Raw genomic sequence first — 22,035 nt, forward strand, 5'->3', positions numbered from 1 at the left:
CGAACCCTTCCATCGGCCCCGCAAGCCTTTCCATCCAGGAGTCATCCGATGAGCCAAGCATCCAGTACCGATACCCCCTTCGTCATCGCCGGCCGTACCTATGGCTCGCGCCTGCTGGTGGGGACCGGCAAGTACAAGGACCTCGACGAGACCCGCCGGGCCATCGAGGCCTCCGGAGCGGAGATCGTCACGGTGGCGGTGCGGCGCACCAACATCGGGCAGAATCCCGACGAGCCGAACCTGCTGGATGTGATCCCGCCGGATCGCTACACCATCCTGCCGAACACCGCCGGCTGCTATGACGCGGTCGAGGCCGTGCGCACCTGCCGCCTGGCCCGCGAGCTGCTGGACGGGCACAACCTGGTCAAGCTGGAAGTCCTCGCCGACCAGAAGACCCTGTTCCCCAACGTCGTCGAGACCCTCAAGGCCGCCGAGCAACTGGTGAAGGACGGCTTCGACGTGATGGTGTACACCAGCGACGACCCGATCATCGCCCGCCAACTGGCCGAGATCGGCTGCATCGCGGTGATGCCGCTGGCCGGCCTGATCGGCTCCGGCCTGGGCATCTGCAACCCCTACAACCTGCGCATCATCCTCGAGGAAGCCAAGGTCCCGGTGCTGGTAGACGCCGGCGTGGGCACCGCTTCCGATGCAGCGATCGCCATGGAGCTGGGTTGCGAGGCGGTGCTGATGAACACCGCCATCGCCCATGCCAAGGACCCGGTGATGATGGCCGAGGCCATGAAGCACGCGATCGTCGCCGGTCGTCTCGCCTACCTGGCCGGACGCATGCCGCGCAAGCTGTATGCCAGCGCCTCGTCGCCGCTGGACGGCCTGATCGACTGATACCGACTACCTGGGGCGGGCTGTCCGCCGGATGCGGGAAGCGTCCGGCAGGCAGCCCGCCCTTCTGTCTCTAGCAAGGTTTTCTTTTACATGAGCGATACCCCGCAATCCCCGGCCCAGGACTCCCTGGCGGAACACGACGAAGCACGGCCGATGCGCACCGTGAAGAGCTTCGTGATGCGCGCCGGGCGCATGACCGAAGGCCAGCAGCGTGGCCTCGACCTGGGCTGGCCGAAGTTCGGCCTGGAACTGAGCGATGAGGTCCAGGACTTCGACGCGATCTTCGGTCGCCAGGCGCCGCGGACTTTCGAGATCGGTTTCGGCATGGGCCATTCCACCCTGGAAATGGCCGCCGCTGCGCCTGACATCGACTTCATCGGCGTCGAGGTGCACAAGCCGGGCGTCGGCGCGCTGCTCAACGGCCTGCTGACCCAGGGCCTGGGCAACGTGCGGGTGTATAGCTGCGACGCGCTGGAAGTGCTGCGCCACTGCGTGGCCGACGCCAGCCTCGATCGGCTGCTGCTGTTCTTCCCCGATCCCTGGCACAAGAAGCGCCACCACAAGCGGCGGATCGTCCAGCCGGAATTCGCCGAACTGGTGCGGCGCAAGCTGAGGGTCGGCGGCGTGCTGCACATGGCCACCGACTGGGAGCCCTATGCCGAGCACATGCTGGACGTCATGAGCGCGGTGCCGGGCTACCGCAACCAGGCCGAAGACGGCCGCTTCGTGCCGCGCCCGCAAGAGCGTCCGGTGACCAAGTTCGAGCGGCGCGGGGAGCGCCTGGGACATGGCGTCTGGGACCTCAAGTTCGAGCGCGTCGACTGATCCACCGCACCAGCGACGTACCCCTGGCGCCGAACCGGCGCCGGGACTCCAAGCAGACCGGGAACACCCGGCGGACCTCACCTTCAAGCTGCACGTTTCCCGGCTTCGGCCGGATCCAATAATAAGAGCGGCACGGCTCGGCCGGCTGCAAAGGAGACTGCTGTGTTGAAGAAACTGGGCATCCTGTTGCTCGGGGCCGGTTGCGCCTGGGCGGCGCAGGCCAAGGTAGACGAAGTCCAGGCCGCACGCCTGGACCAGGACCTGACCCCGCTGGGGGCGGAGCGGGCCGGCAACGCCGATGGCAGCATCCCGCCCTGGACCGGCGGCATCACCCAGGCGCCGGCCGGCTACCGGCCCGGCATGCATCACCTCGACCCGTTCGCCGCCGATCGTCCGCGCCTGGTCCTCGACAGCCGCAACATGGCCGCCTACCAGGCGCTGCTGACGCCGGGCACCCAGGCCTTGCTGCAGGCCAACCCGGACTACCACCTGCGGGTCTTCCCCACCCGCCGCAGCGCATCCCTGCCGCAGCGCCTGTACGACGCTACCCGCGCCAACGCCAGCCGCGCCGAGCTGATCGCCGACGGCAACGGCGTGCAGGGCGCTGCCGCCGGCGTGCCCTTCCCCCTGCCGCAGAGCGGCCAGGAAGCGATCTGGAACCACATCATGCGCTACCGCGGCGAGCAACTGCACCTGCAGACCAACCAGGCGGCGGTGCTGACCAACGGCAGCTACAACCTGCTCAAGCTCGACCGCTACCTGTACTTCGTCTATGGCCGCGAGGGGATGATCCCGGAGAACCTCGACAACACGTTGTTCTACTACAAGTACAAGGTGGTCGCGCCGGCGCGCCTGGCCGGTTCGGCGCTGGTGGTGCAGGAAACCCTCGACCAGGTGCTGTCGATCCGCAAGGCCTGGCGCTTCAACCGTGGCGAGCGGCGCGTGCGGCGCTTGCCGACCCTGGCCTACGACAGCCTGCAGCCGGATACCAACGGCATGGCCACGGCGGACACCGTGGATGTCTACAACGGCGCACCGGACCACTACGAGTGGGCGTTGCTCGGCAAGCGCGAGATGCTGGTGCCTTACAACAGCTACGCGGTGCACCAGAAGGGCCTCGCCTATGGCGACATCCTCAAGAGCCGCTTCATCAATCCCGACCTGCTGCGCTACGAGCTGCATCGCGTCTGGGTGGTCGAGGCGACCCTGCGCAAGGGCTTCAGCCATCCCTACGCCAAGCGCCGCTTCTACCTCGACGAAGACAGCTGGCAGATCCTCGCCGCCGACATCTACGACAAGGATGGCGTGCTGACCCGGGCCCAGGAGGTCCATCCGATCAACTACTACGATGTGCCGCTGGTCTCCAGCACCCTGGAAGCGATCTACGACTTCAAGGGCGGCCGCTACTTCGTCGATGGGCTGGACAACAACGAGCCGATGTACGACTTCGGCGTGCAGGTCGGGCCGCGCGACTTCACCCCGCAGGCGCTGCGCCGGGAGGGGAACTGAGGCGGACGGCCCTCAGACGATCAGCTCGGCGCCGCGTAGCGTGCCGTCGTCGTCCAGGCGCGCCGGCGCCGGGCTGATCTGCAGGTACTTGATGCTGTCCCGCGGAATCAGCAGCAGGTCGCCGTCGACCTCGACGCTGAGATAGGGCGTGTCCAGTTGCTGACGGATGCTGCGGGCAACCTCGGCCGGGTCGTCCTGCTGGCGCGGGAAGCGCAGCGACAGGCGCTGGCCGTCGGTGAAATGCAGGTAGAGGTGCTTGATCGGTTTCATGCGGGCTCCCGGAGGCCATGACGCTCTTGGGGACGGCGCTGGCCGCCGGGAGACCGGGGGCTCAGCTGCGATCGGCGATCATGCCGATCACGAAGAACACTAGCAGGAGCACGGGCGCCAGGGTGTAGTTGTTGAAGTAGCCGAGGCCCTTGGCCAGCCAGGGGGTGACGAAGACCATCGCCAGGCCGTAGCCGACCGCGCAGATCAACACGAACAGCAGGGTGCGGAAGACGAAGTTGAGGCTGCCGATGCGCTGCTGTACCCAGGCGTTGATCGCCGGGCCGAACAGCACCAGCAGGGTGGCCATGATGGCCAGGGAAATGTCCGACAGGTGGCTGCGGCTCCAGCGCGACAGGGTGGCGATCAGGTCCAGCGCGTAATCCATCGAGGGTTCCTTGTAACGAATCGGCGTGTCGGTCGGCGGAGTTTACCTGCCTGCCGGCACGGATGGGCGTGCATCCGTCGTCACGGCAGGAAATGTTGCAGCAGGTCGTTGAGGAACAGCTGGCCGCGTTCGCTGGGGCGCAGGCGCTGCGGGTCGTCGGCGAGCAGCCCGGCGTCGCGCGCGGCGGCGCAGGCATCGGCGATCGCCGCCAGTGGCTGGCCGGTGCGCTGTGGGTAGAGCGCGGCGGGGACGCCGTCGACCAGGCGCAGCACGTTCATCATGAACTCGAATGGCAGGTCGGCCGCTTCCAGCGGGCGCTCGCCGGCCTGGAAGGCCTTTTGCGGGTTGAGGTAGTCCTTCGGCAGGCGGGTCTTCCAGGTCCGCACGATGCGTCCGTCCGGCGCGCTCAGCTTGGCGTGGGCGCCGGCGCCGATGCCGAGGAAGTCGCCGAAGCTCCAGTAGTTCAGGTTGTGCCGGGCGTGCAGGCCGTCGCGGGCGTAGGCGGAGGTCTCGTACTGGCGGTAGCCGTGCTCGTCGAGCAGGGCCTGGCCGGCTTCCTGGATGTCCCAGAGGATGTCGTCCTCGGGCAGCTCCGGCGGCTGGCTCCAGAACACCGTGTTCGGCTCCATGGTCAGTTGGTACCAGGAGAGGTGCGTGGGGGCCAGGGCGAGGGCCTGGCGCAGGTCGGCCAGGGCGTCGTCGAGGCTCTGCCCGGGCAGGCCGTGCATCAGGTCGAGGTTGAAGTTGTCGAAGCCGGCCTGGCGCGCCATGTCGGCGGCGCGCACTGCCTCGGCGCCGTCGTGGATGCGCCCCAGGGCCTGCAGCTTGTCGGCCTGGAAGCTCTGCACGCCGATGGACAGGCGATTGATGCCGAGGCGCCGGTAGTCGGCGAACTTGACCTGTTCGAAGGTGCCGGGATTGGCTTCCAGGGTGATCTCGATGCCGTCGGCGAAGCCGACCCTGCGCTCGACGCCTTCCAGTAGCCGGCCCAGGGCCTTGGCCGAGAACAGGCTGGGCGTGCCGCCGCCGAAGAAGATCGAACCCAGGCGCCGGCCGTGGACATGGCGCAGGTCTTGCTCCAGGTCGGCGAGCAGGGCGTCGACATAGGCCTCTTCGGGCAGCTCCGGGCCAGCGGCGTGGGAGTTGAAGTCGCAATACGGGCACTTGCGCACGCACCACGGGATGTGCACGTACAGGGCCAGGGGCGGGAGCTGGAACGGGGTGGCTTGGGTCACGGCGGGGCGGGGTGGAGGCGGTTTCGGGGCGCTATCGTGGCATGAGTTCGGCCAACCTCCAAGGCGGCCGGACGAAACGCCGTGTCGACGCCGCCCGGGGGCGGCGCCGGCGGTTGCGGCTCAGAGACCCAGGCGCTGCTTGAGCAGGGCCATGGCGCGGGCTCGGTGGCTGAGGCGGTTCTTCTCCTCGGGCGCCAGCTCGGCGCTGGAGCAGTCGCGTTCCGGCACCCAGAACAGCGGGTCGTAGCCGAAGCCGTGGGCGCCGCGGGCTTCGCGGAGGATGCGGCCTTCCCAGATGCCCTCGCAGAGGATCGGCAGCGGGTCGTCGGCGTGGCGCACCAGCGCCAGCACGCTGACGAACTGTGCGCCGCGCTCGGCGTCCGGGACATCCTTCATGGCCTCCAGCAGCTTGGCGTTGTTCGCCGCGTCGCCCCGGCCGTCGGCATAGCGCGCCGAGTAGATGCCCGGCGCGCCGCCGAGGAAGTCCACCGCCAGCCCGGAGTCGTCGGCCAGCGCCGGCAGGCCGGAGAGGCGTGCGGCGTTGCGTGCCTTGAGGATGGCGTTCTCGACGAAGGAAAGACCGGTTTCCTCCGGTTCCACCTGGCTGAACTCGCCGATCGAGCGCACCTTCACGCTGGCGCCGAGCATGGCCTGGAGTTCCTTGAGTTTGCCGGCATTGTGGCTGGCCAGCACCAGCTGTTCGAGCTTGATCATTCGTCCGGGAAGATTTCCTTGTTGAAACTGAAGGTCTGCGCAGGTTCGCCCTTGGCCTCGACCTTGATGGTGAAGACCAGGGTCTCGCGTTGGCTGATCGGGAATTGCGCCAGGTTGTAGATGGCGCCTTCCTCGCTGACTCGGCGGAACTCCAGGGGGATGACCTTGCCGGTCAGGTCCTTGGCCGAGCCGGTCACGGCGGCCTCTACCGGCTTGCCTTTCTCCATCGGCACCACGTTGATCACGCCCTGCGCCTTGCTGCGTACCAGGCCGACCGCGCTGGCCACGTTGGGCTGGAGGAAGCTGGAGTTGAACACGTTGTAGTGGACGTCCAGGTCGCCGAAGCGCTGCACCTGCTCGGCGAGGACCGGCAGGCTCAGGCAGAGGCCGAGGACGAAAGCGGTGAAGCGGCGCATGATGGTTTCTCCTGAAAGGTGGCATGGACGTTGTCCATGGTCTGCTGCCGGCGGCCTTGGCCGGCTTCGGCAGCGCTCTCCCGAGGACGAGCGGAGGGGCGCCCGGCCCTGGCCCGCAGCCTGGCGCGTTCCTAGACGGCGAGGTTGCGGGTCTGCACTCCGGGTCCGGTGACCCGGTAGATTCCAATCTCACCCAATAGATTAGGCCACAGCCGGCTGGCCCAGCCATGCCGGTGGTCACGGTCCACGGCCAGACGGTCGAGCACGCGCATGCGCAACTGGCGGCACAGGCGCTCGAAGTCCTGAAAGGTGCAGAAATGGATGTTCGGCGTGTTGTACCAGGTATACGGCAGGAACTCGGAGACCGGCATCCGGCCGTTGCGCGCCAGGTACCAGCGGCAGCGCCAGTGGCCGAAGTTGGGGAAGGTGATGATGCAGGTCTTGCCGACCCGCAGCATCTCTTCGAGGATCTTGTCCGGATAGTGCACGGCCTGTAGCGCCTGGGTCATCACCACCACGTCGAAGCTGTCGCTGGCGAAGTTGCCCAGGCCCTTGTCGAGGTCCTGCTCGATCACGTTCACCCCGTTTTCGATGCAACGGGCGATGTTGTCGGGGTCGATCTCCAGGCCGTAGCCGCTGACCTGCTTGTGGTCGCGCAGCCAGGCCAGGAGTTCGCCGTCGCCGCAGCCGAGGTCGAGGACGCGGCTGCCGGCGGGAATCCATTCCTGGATGATTTCGAGATCGGCGCGCATCGGGTCCTCACACGCTGATGCGGTTCATGTAACCGCTGAAGGCTTGCAGGTACCGGGGGATCGGCATGAGGAAGGCGTCGTGGCCTTGCGGGGCGTCGATCTCCAGGTAGCTGACGTTCTTTTTCGCCGCGATCAGGGCGTCGACGATTTCCCGCGAGCGGGCCGGCGAGAAACGCCAGTCGGTGGTGAAGGACATCAGGCAGAAGTCCGCCTCGACGCCCTCCAGGGTGCGCACCAGGTCGTCGCCGTGGGCGGCGGCGGGGTCGAAATAGTCCAGCGCCTTGGTCATCAGCAGGTAGGTATTGGCGTCGAAGCGGGTGGAGAACTCCTCGCCCTGGTAGCGCAGGTAACTCTCGACCTGGAACTCGACGCTGTGCAGGTCGTAGTTGAGCTTCTCGGTCTTCAGTACGCGGCCGAACTTGGCGCCCATGGCGTCGTCGGACAGGTAGGTGATATGGCCGACCATCCGCGCCAGCTTGAGGCCGCGCTTGGGAATCACGCCCTGTTCCTGGAAGTAGCCGCCGAGGAACTCAGGGTCGGAAAGAATCGCCTGCCGGGCGACTTCGTTGAAGGCGATGTTCTGCGCCGACAGCTTCGGCGCGCTGGCGATGCACAGGCAGTGACGGACGCGTTCGGGGTAGCTGATGGTCCATTGCAGCGCCTGCATGCCGCCGAGGCTGCCGCCGACCACCGCGGCCCACTGGCGGATGCCGAGGCGGTCTGCCAGGCGCGCCTGGCTATGCACCCAGTCTTCCACCGTGACCATCGGGAAGTCCGCGCCGTAGACCTTGCCGGTCGCCGGATTGATGCTGGCGGGGCCGCTGGATCCGTTGCAACCGCCGAGGTTGTTGAGGGCGACGACGAAGAACTTGCGGGTGTCGATCGGCTTGCCCGGACCGATGCAACTGTCCCACCAGCCCGGCTTGCGCTCGTCGACGCTGTGGTAGCCGGCGGCGTGGTGGTGGCCGGAGAGGGCGTGGCAGATCAGCACCGCGTTGCTCTGCGTGGCATTCAGCTCGCCGTAGGTTTCGATCACCAGGTCGTACTCGGCCAGGGACTTGCCGCTGGTCAGCTCGAGCGGTTCGTTGAAGTGCAGCGTCTGGGGGGAGACCAGACCGACGGAGTCGTCGGGGAAGACTGTGGGCATCGACCCTGCTCTCGAACAAAGGAGGGCGCCAGTCTAAAGAGCGTCGCCCCCAGCGGCAAGCGCGCTGGCGCGCGCCGTGGGAGCGGGGTCAGGCGCGCTGCGAGCCGGGCAGGTTGACCACCTTGGCCTGGCGCTGCAGGGGCGAGGGGCGGCGCAACTGACGGAGGATGTCGCCGGCTTCGCGCAACTGTTCCTGCAATTCCCCGGCGAACCCGGCGAAGGCCTGGCTGCGCTGGCGTACCTGCTGGGTCTCCTGGGCCAGGCCCTTGAGGCGGAGCATGTGGCTTTCGAGCAACTGTTTGTTTTCCAGGGTGTGCTGCATCAGCGGCATCAGCGCGTCGTTGGCCCAGCGCTCGGTTTCCTCGCGCAAGCGCTGGTGCAGGCCGACCACCTCCTGCACCAGGGTGGCGAAGAAGCGCCGGGTCAGCAGGCGTTGCTCGGTAAGCACGGTCTTCAACTGCAGGCGGAACTGGTCGCCCTTCTTCTTCAGTTGCAACAGTTCGCGCTGGTAGCGCTGGACCCGCAGCTGCGGCGCGTCGAGGGCGTAGAGCGGGTTCTCCTCGTTGTGCCGGCGGTAGATGGCGGCGACCATGCGGTTGGCCATGCCGGCCTCGTGCTCGAGGTTGTCGAGGTCGTGCTCCACCGCGCGGAAGAACGCCAGGATCGCCTGGTTGATGCCGACCGTGGTCAGGCTGCCGTTGAGGTTGCGCCGCACCTTCTGCAGGTGCTGTTCCATGCGTTCGCTGCGGATCGTCTCGCGCAGCGTCGCGCCCTGGTGCTGCAACAGGCGCTGGTTGGTCTTCAGGTTGAGCAGGCGGCGGTGGTGGCGGCCGTGGTCGTCCTTGGTCTTCGCGGTCAGTTCGAACAGCAGTTGGCCGCTGTCGCGCTGCTTGTCGTCGAGCAGCGCGCGCTGTTCCTCGACCTTCTCCAGGCGCAGGCGCAGCAGATGCTGGCTGTTGTGCAGCAGGCCAAGGACCTGGCCGAGCACGGCGTTCTCCAGCAGCGCTTCCTTCTGCGCGACGATGCGCTCGCAGAGCAGCGCTTCCAGCCGATCCAGGCGACTGCGTTCGAGCAGCGCCGGTTCGCCGCGGACCTTGGCCAGCAGCGCCTGCTTCGCCGACAGCGGCAGCACGTCGCCGCGCTGCAGGCCGAGCTGGCGGGCCGTGCCGTCCTGGATCAGGCGGATGGCGTTCTGTACGAAGCGCTCGCCGGAAAGGTCGTCCCAGAGCACGTCGATCTTGTTCAGCACGGCGAACAGGCTGCTGTGGCCGTCCTCGCGCAGTGGCTGGATGTACTTCTGCCAGATTTCCATGTCCGAGGCGGTGACACCGGCGTCGGCGGACAGCAGGAACAGGATCGCCTGGGCGTTGGGCAGCATCGACAGGGTCAGCTCCGGCTCGCTGCCGAGGGCATTCAGGCCAGGCGTGTCGAGGATCCGCAGGCCCTGGCGCAGCAGCGGGTGGTCGAAGTTGACCAGGGCGTGGCGCCAGGCCGGGACGCGCACCTGGTCGGGCTCGTCGGCGGCTTCCAGGGCGTCCGGGTGGAAGCCGAGCTGGATCGCCTGTTCCACCGGCAGCGCCTTGGTCTTGGCGACCTGGGCGAAGGCCTGGGCCATGCCCTCCGGGTCGCCGGTGTCCAGCGGAATGTTCACCCAGTGGCGCGGCACGCGCTTGAACTGGGCGACGCTGGCGTCGGCCAGGCGCGTCTCGATCGGCAGCAGGCGGATGTAGCTGCGCTCGGCGCGCGGATCGTGGAACAGCTCGGTGGGGCACATGGTGGTGCGCCCGGCGTGGGACGGCAGCATGCGCTGGCCGTAGCCGGCGAAGAACAGGCTGTTGATCAGCTCGGTCTTGCCACGCGAGAACTCGCCGACGAAGGCCAGGGTGATGTGGTCCGCGCGTAGTTGGCGCAGGGCGCGTTCGAGCTTGGCCTCGACCGCCGGGCTGTTCAGCCGGCTGCGCTCCAGCCAGCCGCGATAGCGGGTGATTTCCCGCATCAGCTCGCGCTTCCAGGCGACGTAGGCGTCGATTTGATGGCTGAGTCTTTCCATGCTCATCCAGGGGCTCCAGGGCGCGGGACCGGCGGGGGAAGGATGGCGTGGATTATGCGGGGGAGCGGGGGAGCGTCAATTGGCCTGCTTCACATTCCTGCACGTAAGGTCGGTCAAGCGGGTCGAGCGGCGATCCCCAGTTCCTCCGGCAATCGGGTCGGACGGCGGATGCGCACCCGTTTCTGCCGGTTCAGCTCGCCGCTTTCGAGACTCACCAGGCTCTTGGCCACGCCGAAGGCCTTGCCGAGGAAGGCCAGCAGATGGGCGTTGGCCTTGCCCTCCACCGGCGGTGCGGTGAGGCGGATCTTCAGGCGCTCGCCGTGCAGCCCGGCGAACTCGTCGCGGCTCGCCTTGGGCTGCAGGTGGCAATCGAGGAGCAGGTCCTCGCCGTCCCAGCGGTAGAAGCTCAGAGGAAAATGCTCAACTGCTGGGGCATGCCGGTCATGGCCGCCAGGTTGTTGATCACCAGCATGTCGATCAGCTTCAGCGCGAGGAACGCGAAGATCGGCGAGAGATCCAGTCCGCCGAGGTTCGGCAGGAGCTTGCGGAACGGCATCAGCAGCGGTTCGCAGATCTGGTTCACCAGTTGCGCGCCGGGGTTGTAGCTGCCCGGGGCGACCCAGGAAAGGATCACGCTGATGATCAGGGCGAAGAAGAACACCTTCAGGAACAGCGAGGTGACGGCGATGATCGACCAGATCAGCAGTTGCATGATGAAGCCGCCGACGCCGTAGCCCATCAGCATCAGGATCAGGATCATCAGCACCAGCTGGATCAGGATCGCCAGCACCAGCGAGGCCAGGTCGATCCCGCCGAAGCCGGGGATGATCCGCCGCAGCGGGTTCAGCAGCGGCTTGGTGGCGCGCACGATGAACTGGCTGAGGGGGTTGTAGAAGTCCGCGCGGACCAACTGCAGGATGAAGCGCAGCAGCACGATCAGCAGGTAGAGGCTGCCGAGGGTCTGGAGGATATAGATAGCAGCGGTGTTGAGGCCGATCATCGACTACTCCTTATTGGCCAAGCTGTTCGGCCAGCTCGGCGGAGCGCTGGCTGGCGGCGTTCAGGGCCTGCTCCACCAGTGCTTCGAAGCCGTTGGCCTGGAAGGATTTGATCGCCGCCTCGGTGGTGCCGTTGGGCGAAGTCACCCGGCGCCGCAGTTCGGCCGGCTCGACCTCGCTGGACAGCGCCATCTGCGCCGCGCCGAGGGCGGTCTGCAGGGTCAGGCGCGAGGCTGTCTCGCGGGACAGGCCGAGCTTCTCGCCGGCGTCGGTCATGGCCTGCATCAACAGGAAGAAATACGCCGGGCCGCTGCCCGACACCGCGGTCACCGCGTCGATCTGCGCTTCGTCGTCCAGCCACAGGGCGATGCCTACCGCAGACAGCAGCTGCCCGGCCTGCTCGCGTTGCGCGGCGCTGACCTGCGCGTTGGCGTACAGCCCGCTGGCGCCCTGGCGCAGCAGCGCCGGGGTGTTGGGCATGCAGCGGACCACCGGGCGCGGCTGGCCGAGCCAGGCTTCGAGGCTGGCACAGGGGATGCCGGCGGCGATGGAGACGATCAGTTGCTCCGGCTTCAGCGCTGGCGCCAAGGCCTGGCACACGGCTTTCATGGCCTGCGGCTTGACCGACAGGACCACGACGTCGGCGTCGGCCACGGCCTCGGCGTTGGACTCGACCACGTCGATGGCGAACTCGCCGGCGATCTTCGCGCGTTGCTCGGCGCCCGGGTCGCTGGCGCGGATCTGCGCCGCCGGCACGCCTTGGGCGCGCAGGCCGCCGATCAGGCTGGCGGCCATGTTGCCGGCGCCGATGAACGCTATGCGGGGTGTGCTCATAGGGGATTCCTTCAAGAAGCCGGCGCGCCGTAGTCGCGGGCGCCGAACAGGGCGGTACCGATGCGGACCCAGGTCGCACCTTCGCCGATGGCTGCCTCGAGGTCGTCGCTCATGCCCATGGACAGGGTGTCCAGGCCAAGGTTCAGGTCCAGCAGCAGTTCGCGCAGGCGGGCGAACGCGGCGTGTTGCGCGGCGCGTTCGGCGGTGGGTTCGGGGATGGCCATCAGGCCACGCAATCGGAGGTTGGGCAGTTGCTTCACGGCCTCGGCCAGGGCCGGCAGGTCCTCGGGGGCGCAGCCGGACTTGCTGGCTTCGCCGCTGACGTTGACCTGCAGGCAGACATTCAGGGGCGGCAGCCCGGCCGGGCGTTGCTCCGACAGGCGCTGCGCGATCTTCAACCGGTCCACCGAGTGCACCCACTGGAAATGCTCGGCGATGGGCCGCGTCTTGTTCGACTGGATGGGGCCGATGAAGTGCCAGTTCAAGGGCAGGTCGGCCAGTTCGGCCTGCTTGCCGAGGGCCTCCTGCAGGTAGTTTTCGCCGAAGTCGCGAAGGCCGGCGGCGTGCGCCTCGCGCACCGCGGCGGCGGGCTTGGTCTTGCTCACGGCGAGCAGGCCGACCGTGGCCGGATCGCGCCCCGCAGCTTGCGCTGCCTCACGGATGCGCGCGGCAACCTTTGCAATATTCTCTGCTATCGTGGACATTACCTGCGCCCTATGGAAGTGCGGTCGGCGTCGGCTCGACGCCCTCGAAACCGCCGGCCTCGATGGCCATCTTCCTGTTCCAGTGTCGAGGTTCCGCGTCTGGCGCAGGACACCACGCGTGTCCTGGAAGCACCCTGGCTCATCCGGTGTTTTCCTTGTCCGAGACGGCGGCTTTGGCGGCATTCTACCTGCTTGCTTGTAATTGGGGAGTCCCATGGATATTACCGAGCTGCTCGCCTTCAGTGCCAAACAGGGCGCTTCGGACCTGCACCTCTCCGCCGGCCTGCCACCCATGATCCGGGTGGATGGCGATGTACGCCGGATCAACCTGCCACCGCTGGAACACAAGCAGGTGCATGCGCTGATCTACGACATCATGAACGACAAGCAGCGCAAGGACTTCGAGGAATTCCTCGAGACCGACTTCTCCTTCGAGGTGCCGGGCGTCGCGCGTTTCCGGGTCAACGCCTTCAACCAGAACCGTGGCGCCGGCGCGGTATTCCGGACCATTCCCTCCAAGGTACTGACCATGGAGGAGCTTGGCATGGGAGAAGTGTTCAAACGTGTTTCAGACGTCCCGCGCGGGCTGGTACTGGTCACCGGGCCGACCGGTTCGGGCAAGTCCACCACCCTGGCGGCGATGCTCGACTACCTGAACAACACCAAGTACCACCACATCCTCACCATCGAGGACCCGATCGAATTCGTCCACGAATCGAAGAAGTGCCTGGTCAACCAGCGCGAGGTGCATCGCGACACCCTCGGCTTCAGCGAAGCGCTGCGCTCGGCGCTGCGGGAGGACCCGGACATCATCCTGGTCGGCGAGATGCGCGACCTGGAAACCATCCGCCTGGCCCTGACCGCGGCGGAGACCGGCCACCTGGTATTCGGCACCCTGCACACCACCTCGGCGGCGAAGACCATCGACCGGGTGGTCGACGTGTTCCCGGCCGAGGAAAAGGCCATGGTTCGCTCGATGCTCTCCGAGTCGCTGCAATCGGTGATCTCGCAGACCCTGATCAAGAAGATCGGCGGCGGCCGGGTGGCGGCCCACGAGATCATGATCGGCACCCCGGCGATCCGCAACCTGATCCGCGAGGACAAGGTCGCGCAGATGTATTCGGCGATCCAGACCGGCGGCTCGCTGGGCATGCAGACCCTCGACATGTGCCTCAAGGGCCTGGTCGCCAAGGGCCTGATCAGCCGCGAGAACGCCCGCGAGAAGGCGAAGATCCCGGAAAACTTCTGATCCTGGCGCCGATCCGCCGCGCTTCGCCCGAATCCCGGAACTGCGTCTAGGATTCAAGAGCGGGAGAGCGGTACCGTAGGCGCATTCCTACCTATCCTTGCCGGCGAGCGCGTCCAGCGCCCGCTCGTCCGCATCCGGCTCGCCGTCGCGGCGCGCCCCTGAGTGAGCGAGAACATCATGGAATTCGAAAAGCTGCTGCGCCTGATGGTGGAAAAGGGCGGCTCCGACCTGTTCATCACCGCCGGCGTACCGCCGTCGATGAAGGTCAACGGCCGGGTGATGCCGGTGACCAAGACGCCGCTGTCGCCGGAGCAGACCCGCGAGACCGTGCTAGGCGTGATGAACGAGCAGCAGCGCCGCGATTTCGCCGAGAACCATGAGTGCAACTTCGCCATCAGCGCCCGCGGCATCGGCCGCTTCCGGGTCAGTGCCTTCTACCAGCGCAACCTGGTGGGCATGGTATTGCGCCGGATCGAGACCAACATCCCGACCCTGGAAGAGCTGAAGCTCCCGGAAATCCTCAAGAAGCTGGCGCTGACCAAGCGCGGCCTGGTGATCTTCGTCGGCGCCACCGGCACCGGCAAGTCCACCTCGCTGGCGGCGATGATCGGCTACCGCAACAAGAACTCCACCGGGCACATCATCTCCATCGAGGACCCGATCGAGTACATCCACCAGCACCAGGGCTGCATCGTCACCCAGCGCGAGGTGGGGCTGGACACCGACTCCTTCGAGGTGGCGCTGAAGAACACCCTGCGCCAGGCGCCGGACGTGATCATGATCGGCGAGGTGCGCTCGCGGGAGACCATGGACCACGCCGTGGCCTTCGCCGAGACCGGCCACCTGTGCCTGGCGACCCTGCACGCGAACAACGCCAACCAGGCGCTGGAGCGGATCATCCACTTCTTCCCGGCCGACCGTCATGGCCAGGTGTGGATGGACCTGTCGCTGAACCTCAAGGCCATCGTCGCCCAGCAACTGGTGCCGACCCCCGACGGCAAGGGGCGGCGGGCGGTGATCGAGGTGCTGCTGAACACCCCGCTGGCCGCCGACCTGATCCGCAAGGGCGAGGTGCACGAGCTGAAGCCGCTGATGAAGCGCTCCACCGAGCAGGGCATGCAGACCTTCGACCAGGCGCTGTACCAGCTCTACACCCAGGGCGAGATCACCTACGAGGACGCCCTGGCCCACGCCGACTCGGCCAACGACCTGCGCCTGATGATCAAGCTCGGTTCGGAAAGCGACGCCGACCACCTGTCGAACCTGACCCAGGGCCTGAGCCTGGAAATCACCGACGACGACCCTGCCGGCCGGCGCTTCCGCTGAACCGTCTTCAGTAGGCCAGCGGCTCCTCGGCCTGGGCGCAGGCCGAGGTTTCCAGTTGCAGGGTGCTGTGTTCGATCTCGTAGCGGTCGTGCAGCAGCGCCTTCACCGTTCCCAGCAGCGCCTCGGCGTCGACCAGGGCCGGGTCGTAGACCAGATGGCTGGTCAGGCTGATCTTGCCGCTGGTGATCGACCACACATGCAGGTCGTGCAGCCCGGTCACGCCGGGAATCCCCAGCAGCGCTTCGCGCAGCTCGGCCAACTGGATTTCCTTCGGCACCCCTTCGAGCAACACATGCAGGCTCTCGCGCAGCAGGATCCAGGTGCGCGGCAGGACCCAGAAACCGATCAGCACCGCCACCAGCGAGTCGACCCAGGCCCAGCCGGTGAAACGGATCACGATCGCGGCGACGATCACCCCCAGCGAGCCGAGCATGTCGCTCCAGACCTCCAGGTAGGCGCCCTTGACGTTCAGGCTGTTGCCCTGGGCCGGCGCCAGCAGGCGCATGCTGGCCAGGTTCACCAGCAGGCCGAGCACGGCGATCACCAGCATGCCCACGGACTGGATCTCCGCCGGCTGGTTGAGCCGCTCGTAGGCCGCGTAGAGGATATAGAAGGCCACGCCGAACAGGAGGAAGGCGTTGAACGCCGCGGCGAGGATCTCGAAGCGGTGGTAGCCGTAGGTCAGGCGATCGTTGGTCGGGCGCCTGGCGATGTTGATCGCGGCCAGGGCGATGGCCAGGGCCACGGCGTCGGTGAGCATGTGCGCGGCATCGGAGATCAGCGCCAGGCTGCCGGTGAGGATGCCGCCGACGACCTCGGCGACGAGGAAGCTTCCGGTCAGCAGCAACGCCCATTTCAGGCGGGTCGAGTTGGTCTGGGCGAAGCTGTGCTCGTGTCCGGCACTCATGGCGGCTCCTGTGGGGCGGTGGCGGCAGCACCAGCCTACAGGATAGGCAATTGCAAAACTGTCATGCGCCGGGCCGCTCTGGCGCGGCGTCCGCCGCTCCGCTAACCTGCGGCTCAAGCGCGGCCGCAGCCGCGCACGGAACGAGGGGGACGCATGACTCAACAGCACGACACCCATAGCAAGGCCATCGGCTACCTGCTGTGGATCTTCGGTTTCACCGGTTCGCACCGCTTCTATTACGGCAAGCCGATCACCGGGACGATCTGGTTCTTCACCTTCGGCCTGTTCTTCATCGGCTGGATCATCGACCTGTTCCTCATCCCGTCGATGGACCGCGAGGCCGACCGGCGCTTCCAGGGCGGCAACCTGGACTACAACGTGGCCTGGATCCTGCTGACCTTCCTCGGCGTGCTCGGCGTGCACAGGATGTACATGGGCAAGTGGATCACCGGGATCATCTACCTGTTCACCGGCGGCCTGTTCTTCCTCGGCGTGCTCTACGACTTCTGGACCCTCAACGGACAGGTGTCCGAGCGCAACGGGCCGCAGCGCATCTGAGGCTCGTCGCCAGGTGCGAGAAGCCCGCCATCCGGCGGGCTTTTTCATGGGTGGCGCCACGGTCGGCAGGGAATTCCTCCGGCGGGACTTAAGGAACCAAAGGTTCTAACGTTCTACCTGTAGGTTATTGGCGCCCGCGCGCGCCAGCCCCTATGGTCTGCAAGCCCCAGAACGGATAGGTGCAATGGCTCACGAGGCCGCGCACCGTATCGCTCCGTGCGGAAACACCGAAAGGAGAAAAGATGACTTCCGACTCACGTCCCGCCGTGCTCGACCTGATCGGCAACACCCCGCTGGTTCGCGTGACGCGCTTCGATACCGGCCCCTGCACCCTGTACCTCAAGCTCGAATCGCAGAACCCCGGCGGCTCCATTAAGGATCGCATCGGTGTCGCCATGATCGAGGCCGCCGAGCGTGACGGCCGCCTGCGGCCCGGTGGCACCATCGTCGAGGCCACCGCCGGCAACACCGGTCTTGGTCTGGCCCTGGTCGGCCGCGCGAAGGGCTACCGGGTGGTGCTGGTGGTGCCGGACAAGATGTCCACCGAGAAGGTCCTGCACCTGCGCGCCATGGGCGCCGAGGTGCACATCACCCGCTCGGACGTCGGCAAGGGCCATCCGGAGTACTACCAGGACGTTGCCGCGCGCCTGGCGCAGGATATTCCCGGCGCCTTCTTCGCCGACCAGTTCAACAACCCGGCCAACCCGCTGGCCCACGAGTGCGGCACCGGCCCGGAGCTCTGGGCGCAGACCGGCCACGATCTCGACGCCATCGTCGTCGGCGTCGGCTCCTCCGGTACCCTGACCGGCCTTACCCGGTTCTTCCAGAAGGTCCAGCCGGAGCTGGAGATGGTGCTCGCCGACCCCGAAGGCTCGATCATGGCCGAGTACTCCCGCTCCGGCACCCTGGGTACGCCGGGGTCCTGGGCAGTGGAGGGCATCGGCGAGGACTTCGTACCGGCCATCGCCGATCTCTCCAGCGTGCGCCATGCCTATTCCATCAGCGACGAGGAAAGCTTCGCCATGGCCCGCGAGCTGTTGCGCGTCGAGGGCATTCCCGGCGGCTCCTCCACCGGCACCCTGCTGGCCGCGGCGCTGCGCTTCTGCCGCGAGCAGAAGGAGCCGAAGCGGGTGGTCAGCTTCGTATGCGACACCGGCACCCGCTACCTGTCGAAGATCTACAACGACCAGTGGATGACCGACCAGGGCCTGCTGCAACGCAAGCACTACGGCGACCTGCGCGACATCATCGCGCGGCGCTTCGAGGAGGGCCGGGTGATCAGCGTCGGTCCGGACGACACCCTGCTCACCGCCTTCCAGCGCATGCGCCTGGCCGATGTTTCGCAATTGCCGGTGCTGGACGATGGAAAACTGGTCGGTGTGATCGACGAGTCGGATATCCTGCTCGGTGTCCACGCCGACGCGCCACGCTTCCGCGATGCGGTAAGCAGCGCGATGAACGCCGCGCCGGAGACCCTCGCGCCCGGCGCCAGCCTGGCCCAGTTGCAGGCGGTCCTGGACCGCGGCCTGGTGGCGATCGTTGCCGATGCCAGCGGCTTCCACGGCCTGATCACCCGTTTCGACCTGTTGAACCATTTGCGGAGAAAGCTCGCATGAGCCAGCACGACCAGCATCCCGACGCCCCGGCCCAGGCCTTCGCGACCCGGGTCATCCACGCCGGGCAGGCCCCCGATCCCTCGACCGGCGCGATCATGCCGCCGATCTATGCCAACTCCACCTACATCCAGGAAAGCCCCGGGGTACACAAGGGACTCGACTACGGCCGCTCGCACAACCCGACCCGCTGGGCCCTGGAGCGCTGCGTGGCCGACCTCGAGGGCGGCGCCCAGGCCTTCGCCTTCGCCTCCGGCCTGGCGGCGATCTCTTCGGTGCTGGAATTGCTCGACGCCGGTTCCCACATCGTTTCCGGCAATGACCTTTACGGCGGTACCTTCCGCCTGTTCGAGCGGGTCCGCCGGCGCAGCGCCGGGCATCGCTTCAGCTTCGTCGACCCGACCGACCTGCAGGCCTTCGAGGCCGCGCTGACCCCGGAAACCCGCATGGTCTGGGTGGAAACCCCGAGCAACCCGCTGCTGCGCCTCACCGACCTGCGCGCCATCGCCCAGCTCTGCCGCGCCCGCGGCATCATCAGCGTGGCCGACAACACCTTCGCCAGTCCCTACATCCAGCGCCCCCTGGAACTGGGCTTCGACGTGGTGGTGCACTCCACCACCAAGTACCTGAACGGCCATTCCGACGTGATCGGCGGCATCGCCATCGTCGGCGACAACCCGGACCTGCGCGAGCGCCTGGGCTTCCTGCAGAACTCGGTGGGCGCCATCTCCGGGCCGTTCGACGCCTTCCTCACCCTGCGTGGGGTGAAGACCCTGGCGCTGCGCATGGAGCGCCATTGCAGCAACGCCCTGGCCCTGGCCCAGTGGCTGGAGCGCCAGCCGCAGGTGGCGCGGGTCTACTACCCCGGCCTGGCTTCGCACCCGCAGCATGAGCTGGCGAAACGGCAGATGCGTGGCTTCGGCGGGATGATCTCCCTCGACCTGCGCTGCGACCTGGCCGGCGCCCGGCGCTTCCTGGAGAACGTGCGGATCTTCTCCCTGGCGGAGAGCCTGGGCGGGGTGGAAAGCCTGATCGAGCATCCGGCGATCATGACCCACGCCAGCATCCCGGCGGAAACCCGCGCCGACCTGGGCATCGGTGACTCGCTGATCCGCCTGTCGGTGGGCGTCGAGGCGCTGGAGGACCTGCAGGCCGACCTGGCGCAGGCGCTGGCGAAGATCTGAGGCTCCGCAGGGAGCGGCGCCGACCGGCGCGGCTGCCGGCCATCGGGTGTTCCCGGCGAGCATGCCTCGGCGGATAACGCTCCGCGTTATTCGCCCTGCCGTTGAGGCGGGTTGGTGGCAGAGGCTGGGATAGGGCGCCCACCCCGGCAACGGATACGCCCCCGGAATCGCGAACGCGAAGATGAAAAAGCCCGCCGGATGGCGGGCTTTTTCGTGGTGGCAGGGATCAGCCCTCGTGGGTCAGGTGTCCGTCCACCAGGGTGTAACGCACTCGTCCCGGCAGGCAGTGACCGACGAACGGGCTGTTCTGCCCCTTCGAGTACCAGCTCTCACCGGCCAGGGTCGAACCCTGCGGGTCGAACAACACTAGGTCGGCGGCCTGGCCGACCGCCAGGCGCCCGGCAGGCAGGCGCAGGGCCTGGGCCGGGCCGTGGGAGAGGCGGGCGAGCAGGGTCGGCAGGTCGAGCAGGCCGTCCTGCACCAGCGTCATCGCCAGCGGCAGCAGCAGCTCGGCGCCGCTGATGCCCGGCTCGGTGGCGGCGAACGGCGCGTTCTTGGCGTCCGCCTCGTGGGGTTGGTGGTGGCTGGCGATGGCTTGTACCACGCCGCTCTTTACCGCCTCGCGCAGGGTTTCGCGGTCGGCCCTGGTGCGCAGCGGCGGTTGCACGTGGTAGAGGCTGGAGAAGCCCACCAGCGCTTCGTCGGTGAGGATCAACTGGTACAGCGCCACGTCGCAGGTCACCGGCAGGCCACGGGCCTGGGCCTGGGCGACGAGTTCGATGCCGCGGGCGCTGGTCAACTGGCTGAAGTGCGCGCGCACGCCGCTCTGTTCCACCAGCAGCAGGTTGCGGGCCAGGGCCACGGTCTCGGCGGTTTCCGGGATCCCCGCGAGGCCGAGGAAGCTGGCGGTCGGGCCTTCGTGGGCGAGGCCGCCTTCGGCGAGATCGGTGTCCTGCGAGGTGAAGATCACCGTCAGGTCGAAGGTCGCCGCGTACTCCAGGGCGCGCCGCAGGATGCGGTTGCTGGCGAAGCCATGCAGGCCATTGGTGAAGGCCACGCAACCGGTGTCGCGCAGGGCCACCAGTTCCGACAGTTGCTCGCCGCCGAAGCCGCGGGTCAGCGCGCCGATGGGGTAGACCTTGGCGTTGCCGGCCTCGCGGGCGCGGTCGAGGATCAGCTCGGCCACCGCCGGGGTGTCCAGCACCGGCCGGGTGTAGGGCGGGCAGCACAGGCTGGTGGTGCCGCCGGCCGCGGCGGCGCGGGTCTCGCTTTCGACGTTGCCCTTGCGTCCATAGCCCGGCTCGCGCAGGGCGACGCTCAGATCGACCAGTCCCGGCGCGGCCACCAGGCCGGCGCCGTCGAGGGTCTTCTGGGCGCTGAAGCCGGCCGGCGCGGCGCCGATGGCGACGATCTTGCCAGCCTCGATGTGGAGGTCGCCGACCTGGTCCAGGCCACTGGCCGGGTCGATGACACGGGCGCCTCGGATACTGATGGTCATTCGGCGTCCTCCTGTTCCAGCTGGCGTTGGGTGTTCTGGCCGCTCATGGCCATGGACAGCACCGCCATGCGGATGGCGATGCCGTAGGTGACCTGGTTGAGGATCACCGACTGGGCCCCGTCGGCCACCGCCGACTCGATCTCCACGCCACGGTTGATCGGGCCAGGGTGCATGACGATGGCATCCGGCTTGGCCAGCTTCAGGCGCTTCTCGGTCAGGCCGTAGAGCTTGAAGAACTCGCCCTCGCTGGGTAGCAGGCCACCCTGCATGCGCTCGCGTTGCAGGCGCAGCATGATCACCACGTCGACGTCCTTCAGGCCTTCGTCGGCGTTGGTGAACACGCGCACGCCGTACTGCTCTTCCAGGCCGATCGGCAAGAGGGTGCGCGGGGCGATCACGCGGATGTCCGGGCAACCCAGGGTCTTGAGCGCCAGCATGTTCGAACGGGCTACTCGCGAATGCAGGATATCGCCGACGATCGCCACCGATAGCTGCTCGAAGTTCCCTTTGTGCCGGCGGATGGTCAGCATGTCGAGCATCCCCTGGGTGGGGTGCGCGTGGCGTCCGTCGCCGCCGTTGATCACCGCCACGTTGGGGCTGACGTGCTCGGCGATGAAGTGCGCCGCGCCCGAGTCGCTGTGGCGCACCACGAACATGTCGGCGGCCATCGCCTCCAGGTTGCGCAGGGTGTCGGTGAGCGTCTCGCCCTTGCTGGTGGAAGAGGTGGATACGTTCAGGCTGATCACGTCGGCCGACAGCCGCTGGGCGGCCAGCTCGAAGGTGGTGCGGGTGCGCGTGGAGTTCTCGAAGAACACGTTGCAGACGGTCTTGCCGCGCAGCAGCGGGACCTTTTTCACCGCGCGGGCGCCGACCTCCAGGAAAGAATCGGCGGTATCGAGGATTTCGGTGAGCAGCTCGCGGGGCAATCCGTCGAGCGAGATGAAGTGGCGCAGCTGGCCCTGGTCGTTGAGCTGCAGCGGGCGCTTGGCGTCTGTCGGCATGGGGCAGGCCCTAG

At 67.3% G+C, this 22,035-nt stretch carries 23 protein-coding genes; 8 read left to right on the forward strand and 15 right to left on the reverse strand.

Annotated features, from left to right (window positions below; genetic code table 11):
- Positions 1-48: 48 nt before the first annotated feature.
- From LJF27_RS19530 to LJF27_RS19540, 3 genes are all read left to right on the forward strand, one after another.
- Positions 49-846: a thiazole synthase gene (locus LJF27_RS19530; protein ID WP_003084517.1), complete on the forward strand. Its 798-nt coding sequence runs from the start codon at positions 49-51 to the stop codon at positions 844-846.
- Between the two features lie 153 nt (positions 847-999).
- Positions 1,000-1,671, forward strand: coding sequence for a tRNA (guanosine(46)-N7)-methyltransferase TrmB (gene trmB / locus LJF27_RS19535; RefSeq protein ID WP_217683854.1), 672 nt, complete (start codon positions 1,000-1,002; stop codon positions 1,669-1,671).
- Positions 1,672-1,833: 162 nt separating this feature from the next.
- Positions 1,834-3,180, forward strand: a complete 1,347-nt coding sequence (locus LJF27_RS19540) for a DUF1329 domain-containing protein (protein ID WP_023117224.1) — start codon at positions 1,834-1,836, stop codon at positions 3,178-3,180.
- A gap of 12 nt (positions 3,181-3,192) precedes the next feature.
- Here LJF27_RS19540 and LJF27_RS19545 read toward each other — a convergent pair whose 3' ends face one another.
- The 12 genes from LJF27_RS19545 to LJF27_RS19600 all read right to left on the reverse strand — a co-directional run bounded on the left by LJF27_RS19545 (position 3,193) and on the right by LJF27_RS19600 (position 12,685).
- Positions 3,193-3,450 (reverse strand): hypothetical protein, encoded by a 258-nt coding sequence (locus LJF27_RS19545; protein WP_003084524.1) that lies wholly within the window; start codon positions 3,448-3,450, stop codon positions 3,193-3,195.
- 61 nt (positions 3,451-3,511) lie between these two features.
- Entirely contained in the window at positions 3,512-3,835 is a 324-nt protein-coding gene (locus tag LJF27_RS19550; RefSeq protein WP_003084525.1) for a DUF3392 domain-containing protein, read from the reverse strand.
- An 80-nt stretch (positions 3,836-3,915) separates the two neighbouring features.
- Positions 3,916-5,070: a radical SAM family heme chaperone HemW gene (gene hemW / locus LJF27_RS19555; protein WP_003100967.1), complete on the reverse strand. Its 1,155-nt coding sequence runs from the start codon at positions 5,068-5,070 to the stop codon at positions 3,916-3,918.
- A gap of 120 nt (positions 5,071-5,190) precedes the next feature.
- The gene (gene rdgB / locus LJF27_RS19560) at positions 5,191-5,784 is read right to left on the reverse strand and encodes an RdgB/HAM1 family non-canonical purine NTP pyrophosphatase (RefSeq protein ID WP_003084527.1); all 594 of its coding nucleotides are present in this window, start codon (positions 5,782-5,784) and stop codon (positions 5,191-5,193) included.
- Positions 5,781-6,200 (reverse strand): DUF4426 domain-containing protein, encoded by a 420-nt coding sequence (locus LJF27_RS19565; protein WP_003100965.1) that lies wholly within the window; start codon positions 6,198-6,200, stop codon positions 5,781-5,783. The genes rdgB and LJF27_RS19565 overlap by 4 nt, the downstream gene beginning before the upstream one ends.
- Before the next feature lie 131 nt (positions 6,201-6,331).
- Positions 6,332-6,952, reverse strand: coding sequence for a methionine biosynthesis protein MetW (gene metW, locus LJF27_RS19570; protein ID WP_003084530.1), 621 nt, complete (start codon positions 6,950-6,952; stop codon positions 6,332-6,334).
- 7 nt (positions 6,953-6,959) lie between these two features.
- Positions 6,960-8,099 (reverse strand): homoserine O-succinyltransferase MetX, encoded by a 1,140-nt coding sequence (metX, locus tag LJF27_RS19575; protein ID WP_003084535.1) that lies wholly within the window; start codon positions 8,097-8,099, stop codon positions 6,960-6,962.
- 88 nt (positions 8,100-8,187) lie between these two features.
- Complete coding sequence (locus LJF27_RS19580; RefSeq protein ID WP_003121751.1) at positions 8,188-10,155, reverse strand: dynamin-like GTPase family protein; 1,968 nt, start codon at positions 10,153-10,155, stop codon at positions 8,188-8,190.
- A 107-nt stretch (positions 10,156-10,262) separates the two neighbouring features.
- Entirely contained in the window at positions 10,263-10,559 is a 297-nt protein-coding gene (locus tag LJF27_RS19585) for a DUF167 domain-containing protein (protein ID WP_031628111.1), read from the reverse strand.
- On the reverse strand, positions 10,556-11,149 hold the full coding sequence (locus LJF27_RS19590) for a YggT family protein (protein WP_003084544.1): 594 nt from the start codon (positions 11,147-11,149) through the stop codon (positions 10,556-10,558). The genes LJF27_RS19585 and LJF27_RS19590 overlap by 4 nt, the downstream gene beginning before the upstream one ends.
- A 10-nt stretch (positions 11,150-11,159) precedes the next feature.
- Positions 11,160-11,981 (reverse strand): pyrroline-5-carboxylate reductase, encoded by an 822-nt coding sequence (proC, locus tag LJF27_RS19595; protein WP_003084546.1) that lies wholly within the window; start codon positions 11,979-11,981, stop codon positions 11,160-11,162.
- An 11-nt stretch (positions 11,982-11,992) separates the two neighbouring features.
- Positions 11,993-12,685, reverse strand: a complete 693-nt coding sequence (locus LJF27_RS19600) for a YggS family pyridoxal phosphate-dependent enzyme (protein ID WP_003084549.1) — start codon at positions 12,683-12,685, stop codon at positions 11,993-11,995.
- 214 nt (positions 12,686-12,899) lie between these two features.
- Between LJF27_RS19600 and pilT the strand changes: the two genes are divergently transcribed.
- A complete protein-coding gene (gene pilT, locus LJF27_RS19605; RefSeq protein ID WP_003084552.1) occupies positions 12,900-13,934 on the forward strand; it encodes a type IV pilus twitching motility protein PilT in 1,035 nt (344 codons plus the stop codon).
- A 177-nt stretch (positions 13,935-14,111) separates the two neighbouring features.
- Positions 14,112-15,260: a type IV pilus ATPase PilU gene (gene pilU / locus LJF27_RS19610; RefSeq protein WP_003110016.1), complete on the forward strand. Its 1,149-nt coding sequence runs from the start codon at positions 14,112-14,114 to the stop codon at positions 15,258-15,260.
- Between the two features lie 7 nt (positions 15,261-15,267).
- On the opposite strand, the gene czcD is transcribed toward pilU, so the two are convergent.
- A complete protein-coding gene (gene czcD / locus LJF27_RS19615) occupies positions 15,268-16,167 on the reverse strand; it encodes a CDF family zinc transporter CzcD (RefSeq protein WP_003100957.1) in 900 nt (299 codons plus the stop codon).
- Positions 16,168-16,320: 153 nt separating this feature from the next.
- Here czcD and LJF27_RS19620 point away from each other — a divergent pair, with 153 nt between their 5' ends.
- From LJF27_RS19620 to LJF27_RS19630, 3 genes are all read left to right on the forward strand, one after another.
- A complete protein-coding gene (locus LJF27_RS19620; RefSeq protein WP_003084560.1) occupies positions 16,321-16,725 on the forward strand; it encodes an NINE protein in 405 nt (134 codons plus the stop codon).
- Between the two features lie 242 nt (positions 16,726-16,967).
- The gene (locus LJF27_RS19625; protein WP_003100955.1) at positions 16,968-18,341 is read left to right on the forward strand and encodes a pyridoxal-phosphate dependent enzyme; all 1,374 of its coding nucleotides are present in this window, start codon (positions 16,968-16,970) and stop codon (positions 18,339-18,341) included.
- Entirely contained in the window at positions 18,338-19,522 is a 1,185-nt protein-coding gene (locus LJF27_RS19630) for a cystathionine gamma-synthase (protein WP_003110017.1), read from the forward strand. Before LJF27_RS19625 ends, LJF27_RS19630 begins: the two co-directional genes overlap by 4 nt.
- A 226-nt stretch (positions 19,523-19,748) precedes the next feature.
- Here the strand turns inward: LJF27_RS19630 and LJF27_RS19635 are convergent, their stop codons facing one another.
- Both LJF27_RS19635 and LJF27_RS19640 read right to left on the reverse strand, forming a co-directional pair.
- A complete protein-coding gene (locus tag LJF27_RS19635; RefSeq protein ID WP_003118805.1) occupies positions 19,749-21,020 on the reverse strand; it encodes a dihydroorotase in 1,272 nt (423 codons plus the stop codon).
- Positions 21,017-22,021, reverse strand: a complete 1,005-nt coding sequence (locus LJF27_RS19640; RefSeq protein WP_003084569.1) for an aspartate carbamoyltransferase catalytic subunit — start codon at positions 22,019-22,021, stop codon at positions 21,017-21,019. The genes LJF27_RS19635 and LJF27_RS19640 overlap by 4 nt, the downstream gene beginning before the upstream one ends.
- Between the last annotated feature and the right edge of the window lie 14 nt (positions 22,022-22,035).

Origin of the sequence: Pseudomonas sp. 203-8, from assembly GCF_020708595.1 — a bacterium.
GTDB lineage: Bacteria > Pseudomonadota > Gammaproteobacteria > Pseudomonadales > Pseudomonadaceae > Pseudomonas > Pseudomonas aeruginosa.

Excerpts from the sequence above, each read along its gene's own strand:
- LJF27_RS19590 (WP_003084544.1), bottom strand. The coding sequence starts at position 11,149 with ATGATCGGCCTCAACACCGCTGCTATCTATATCCTCCAGACCCTCGGC.
- LJF27_RS19550 (WP_003084525.1), bottom strand. The coding sequence starts at position 3,835 with ATGGATTACGCGCTGGACCTGATCGCCACCCTGTCGCGCTGGAGCCGC.
- LJF27_RS19545 (WP_003084524.1), bottom strand. The coding sequence starts at position 3,450 with ATGAAACCGATCAAGCACCTCTACCTGCATTTCACCGACGGCCAGCGC.
- LJF27_RS19565 (WP_003100965.1), bottom strand. The coding sequence starts at position 6,200 with ATGCGCCGCTTCACCGCTTTCGTCCTCGGCCTCTGCCTGAGCCTGCCG.
- pilU (WP_003110016.1), top strand. The coding sequence starts at position 14,112 with ATGGAATTCGAAAAGCTGCTGCGCCTGATGGTGGAAAAGGGCGGCTCC.
- LJF27_RS19640 (WP_003084569.1), bottom strand. The coding sequence starts at position 22,021 with ATGCCGACAGACGCCAAGCGCCCGCTGCAGCTCAACGACCAGGGCCAG.
- pilT (WP_003084552.1), top strand. The coding sequence starts at position 12,900 with ATGGATATTACCGAGCTGCTCGCCTTCAGTGCCAAACAGGGCGCTTCG.
- LJF27_RS19530 (WP_003084517.1), top strand. The coding sequence starts at position 49 with ATGAGCCAAGCATCCAGTACCGATACCCCCTTCGTCATCGCCGGCCGT.
- rdgB (WP_003084527.1), bottom strand. The coding sequence starts at position 5,784 with ATGATCAAGCTCGAACAGCTGGTGCTGGCCAGCCACAATGCCGGCAAA.
- LJF27_RS19625 (WP_003100955.1), top strand. The coding sequence starts at position 16,968 with ATGACTTCCGACTCACGTCCCGCCGTGCTCGACCTGATCGGCAACACC.
- LJF27_RS19580 (WP_003121751.1), bottom strand. The coding sequence starts at position 10,155 with ATGAGCATGGAAAGACTCAGCCATCAAATCGACGCCTACGTCGCCTGG.
- trmB (WP_217683854.1), top strand. The coding sequence starts at position 1,000 with ATGCGCACCGTGAAGAGCTTCGTGATGCGCGCCGGGCGCATGACCGAA.
- LJF27_RS19635 (WP_003118805.1), bottom strand. The coding sequence starts at position 21,020 with ATGACCATCAGTATCCGAGGCGCCCGTGTCATCGACCCGGCCAGTGGC.
- LJF27_RS19600 (WP_003084549.1), bottom strand. The coding sequence starts at position 12,685 with ATGTCCACGATAGCAGAGAATATTGCAAAGGTTGCCGCGCGCATCCGT.
- proC (WP_003084546.1), bottom strand. The coding sequence starts at position 11,981 with ATGAGCACACCCCGCATAGCGTTCATCGGCGCCGGCAACATGGCCGCC.
- LJF27_RS19620 (WP_003084560.1), top strand. The coding sequence starts at position 16,321 with ATGACTCAACAGCACGACACCCATAGCAAGGCCATCGGCTACCTGCTG.
- metX (WP_003084535.1), bottom strand. The coding sequence starts at position 8,099 with ATGCCCACAGTCTTCCCCGACGACTCCGTCGGTCTGGTCTCCCCCCAG.
- metW (WP_003084530.1), bottom strand. The coding sequence starts at position 6,952 with ATGCGCGCCGATCTCGAAATCATCCAGGAATGGATTCCCGCCGGCAGC.
- LJF27_RS19630 (WP_003110017.1), top strand. The coding sequence starts at position 18,338 with ATGAGCCAGCACGACCAGCATCCCGACGCCCCGGCCCAGGCCTTCGCG.
- czcD (WP_003100957.1), bottom strand. The coding sequence starts at position 16,167 with ATGAGTGCCGGACACGAGCACAGCTTCGCCCAGACCAACTCGACCCGC.